The following is a 3,729-nucleotide window of genomic DNA, read 5'->3' on the forward strand; positions in this document are numbered from 1 at the left end:
CTAGCCGGTACGGTACGCTCAACTGCGCATCGGCGGCAAGCCAGCTTGGTAACGGAGGCCTTCCGGAGCGGCTTGACCACGAAAGAGAGCGCGTGTCCCCCCACGAGAGCGGGAAGGTGAGGGGTGCTTCCGGCCCAGGGAGATGCGAGGATCCCGCGACCAGCTTCGGCTGCGTCAATTCACAGGCGCCGAGCGCTTTCACAGCGTGCTCAGTGGCTGCGCTATAACGCGCAGCAGCCGGATTATGGATCGAGGTTTTGCGAAAGCCTCGTTCACGAACTTCGGAGTTGAACTGCACAGCACGAGATTATAGGTCGCATAGGTGAACCGGCTTTCCTGAACGCAAGACCGTTCTCGACCAGATTGCTGGGGCGGCCTCGTCGGGCGGAGAAATAGCTCAAAGGGCGCCCGTTGCGTCACCTGGCTGTAAGCTGTCCGCTCGCGCCAAAGCTTGGCCTCGCCCGGTCTTCGGCTTAAACGGCGCTGCAGCTCCTTGGCCGGCGCGGTGAAGTTCGCGGCGACCGCCGCGTCGACCTCCGCCGCTCCTGCATTTCCGACCACAAACAGGGTCAGAACTGAATTGATGAGGATCAATCGGCAAGCCTCATCGGGAAATCCGGACGCCACTGGGAACGCGTTAGCCGCGGCGGCTCTTGCTTCTCATCCCAGCAATTGGCGTGCGGTTCGAGAAACATGGCGCGGGCCTTTGCTTGACACGCACATAGGTTGCCAGCGTGCCCCGTCCAATGGCTCGGCCGCCTCGTCCGGCTTGCGATATCGGCCTCTTCAACTCCGCCCTGCGTGGCACAATGAAATGTAGCCTCAAGATGATGCCGCTCGCCTCTCGAGCGAGCTTGCTCGTTTCACGCCGCGGCGCTTGCCTGCCCAGGATCTGCTGCTGGCCTGGAGGTCGTCACGATTTGCAATGGCGGTTCAGAGGCCGAGAGCAGCGAGACGTGCTTGAGCTGCGCGAATACGTCCATCCCATCCTTTAGCCCAAGGGAATCAAAGGAGAAACGCGTGATGCGGGCCAAAATCTCCGTGCCCGAGCCTCCGGTGCCGAGCGCAAGAACCAGCGTGATCTCAGCCGCGCCGAGCGGCAAACAGGCTCTGATGCGCGCCGGAAAGACATTAATCATGGAGCCTGCGCGTGGCGCCTCGCGCGCCACGCTGACGTCGCTCGCTCCAATGCGCAGCCGTTGGTGCACGCCGGGTGCAAACGGCGGCGCCGGCACCAACAGCCGCGCCCCTTTGAGGCGGAGAATGAGTAGCCCATAGCGCCCATCATAGCCGCTGACAACGGCATCAAGGCTGACGGCGGCTTCGCGGCTTGCCGCTAGCGGCAGCGCGGGATCTCTCTGTAAGACTTGCAGCGGTCCGGCCGCGGTCACTACGCCGCGCTCCATCATGACGAGATAATCGGCAAAATGTTCGATCTCCGCCATGTCATGGCCGATGTAGATCATCGGCAGCGCGAGCTTCTCGGGCAGGCGCTCGATGAACGGCAGAATCTCACGTCTGGCGCAGCGGTCGAGCGCGCCAAGCGGCTCGTCCATCACAAGCAGTCTGGGCTGAGACAACAGCGCGCGACCCATGGCGACGCGCTGCCGCTCGCCGCCGGACAGATGTGAGGGAGAGCGGTCGAGCAACGGAGCTATCTCGAGCAGTTCGACCACCTCATCAAACGCGATCGGCGTTGGCTTCGGTTTGGGCGCACCGTAAAGCAAGTTGCGCCTGACCGACAAATGAGGAAAAAGACTCGGCTCCTGAAACACGTAGCCGATGGGACGCAGATGGGGTGGGCGAAAGGTCGTCCTATCCTGCCACACCTCGCCGTCGATGGCGCAAAAACCATTTCGCAAAGGCTCTAGGCCGGCGATGCAGCGCGCCAGCGTGGTCTTGCCGCAGCCTGGTGGGCCGAAAATCGCCGTCACGCCTTTGGCGGGTACGCTGAATTGCGTATCGCGCGAGAAGCCGGCGATACTGCCGCTGAAGGCAATGTCAATCCGGCCTGGCGTGGCTATCCTCACCTGCTCCTCCTTCCGCTGTATTTGTCGATCAAGGTTAAGGTGAGGATTACCGCAAAGGCGAACATCACCATGGCCCCGGCAAGCCAGCTTGCTTCGCGCCAGCGCGAGGCTTGGACATAGTCGAAGAGATAGGCCGACAGCACCTTGGTGCGCCCAGGAATGTTGCCGCCGATCATAAGCACGATGCCGAACGTGCCTATCGCATGCGCAAAGCCAAGCATGGCGCCTGTCAGAACACCCGTTCGCGCCACAGGCAAGGCGACCGTGAAGAAGGCATATAACGGTGAGGCGCGCAGAGTGGCAGCGACTTCCAGCGGGCGGTCACCCATCGCAGCGAAGGCGTTGCGGATGGGCTGCACCATCAAAGGCAGCGCTGACAAAACCGATCCGACCACGAGCCCCGTAAAGGTGAAGGCGAGCGTGGCCCCGCCCCAGAGAGAGGCGAGAAGGCCACTCGGGCCGAGCAGGGCCAGCAGATAGAAACTGATTACTATTGGCGGCAGCACCAGCGGCAGCGCGATGATCGTGGCGACCGCCTCAGCCCAAAGGCTCTTCGAGCGCGCTATCCACCACGCGAGCGGCGTGCCAAGGACCAGCAGGATCACGGTCGTCAGGCTCGCGAGCTCGACCGTGAGCTCGAGCGATTCCCAGATCTCTGGCGAAAAGCCATCCATGCGTCAACTCTAGCTTTGCACGTAGCCACCCCGCGCGATAATCGCGTGGAGTTTTTGCCCTTTAAGAAAATCGACGAAAGCGCGTGTCGCTTTATTATTGGCGCCGCTCTCCAACAGCACGGCATTTGGCCCCATCGGGCCATAAGACTCCCGCGCCACCAGCCAGGGCAAACGGGTTTTGCTGTTTGTGAGCTCGGGCGGCGCGACAAATCCGAGCTCGGCATTACCGGTCTCGGATCGATCGGCGTGTGTGATGCTGGCGGTATCGGCCCTCGGCTGAATCGCCGCACTGACGCCTGGCGCTTTCATGACCTGCACCGCCGTTGCGCCATCATAAGGTGCGGCGGCCGGATTGCAGATCGATGATTTTGCCACAGACATCATCTGAAGGCTATCCGCGCGATTGGCGAACTTCACATTCGAACGCCACAGCACGAACTTGCCGCTCTTAGAGGTGAAGCTGTTTCCCGATACCGGGAGACGCTTCTCGCTCTGTTTACTTGGGCGGAACCGATCGGCCGACAGAAGGATGCAAAGCGCGGGTTGGATGATCCAGCTGCAAGCCTGTCCGTGCGCGCGTGAGCTCAACCCGGCCTCGAGCCGCGTCGTCTGAGTGAGCGGTGATGCAATCTCGTTGCTCGGCAGACGGACGTTTGCGGCAAGGGTGGGACTGATGTTCACCGCTGCTGCTTTTTCGAGCAGGAGCAGGATCAGAATCAGAGTTGCATTGATCAGGATCAATCGGGCAAGCCTCATTGGGAAGTCTCTCGGAGCGGGGCGGCCTGCGACCAGTTTGGCCGCGACGGCTTCTGCTCCTGATCCCAGCAAACGGCGTGCCGCTCGCGAAATATGATGCGCGCCTTGCGCCACAGCAGCCAAACACGCTTAAGCGCCAGCCTGGCTGTTGAATTGCGGCGGAATGGCCCCAGCGCCGTGTCAGCTTTCCGACTTCGGCGTGTTCAACCGAACATCTCTAGCCTCTTGAACGAAAAACTTCTGGCATTACTCTGCCCAAAGTTGGCTCC

4 protein-coding genes are annotated in these 3,729 nt (G+C 61.5%); all 4 read right to left on the reverse strand.

The window, feature by feature from the left end; genetic code table 11:
• Positions 1–198: 198 nt before the first annotated feature.
• The 4 genes from ACZXDY_RS45080 to modA all read right to left on the reverse strand — a co-directional run bounded on the left by ACZXDY_RS45080 (position 199) and on the right by modA (position 3,445).
• Complete coding sequence (locus ACZXDY_RS45080) at positions 199–594, reverse strand: type 2 periplasmic-binding domain-containing protein (protein ID WP_464349909.1); 396 nt, start codon at positions 592–594, stop codon at positions 199–201.
• 269 nt (positions 595–863) lie between these two features.
• The gene (modC, locus tag ACZXDY_RS45085) at positions 864–2,030 is read right to left on the reverse strand and encodes a molybdenum ABC transporter ATP-binding protein (protein ID WP_463719506.1); all 1,167 of its coding nucleotides are present in this window, start codon (positions 2,028–2,030) and stop codon (positions 864–866) included.
• The gene (gene modB / locus ACZXDY_RS45090) at positions 2,027–2,704 is read right to left on the reverse strand and encodes a molybdate ABC transporter permease subunit (RefSeq protein WP_464349910.1); all 678 of its coding nucleotides are present in this window, start codon (positions 2,702–2,704) and stop codon (positions 2,027–2,029) included. Before modB ends, modC begins: the two co-directional genes overlap by 4 nt.
• A gap of 9 nt (positions 2,705–2,713) precedes the next feature.
• Positions 2,714–3,445, reverse strand: coding sequence for a molybdate ABC transporter substrate-binding protein (gene modA / locus ACZXDY_RS45095; protein ID WP_464349911.1), 732 nt, complete (start codon positions 3,443–3,445; stop codon positions 2,714–2,716).
• Between the last annotated feature and the right edge of the window lie 284 nt (positions 3,446–3,729).

The sequence above is a fragment of the Bradyrhizobium sp. LeoB3 genome, from assembly GCF_055456055.1.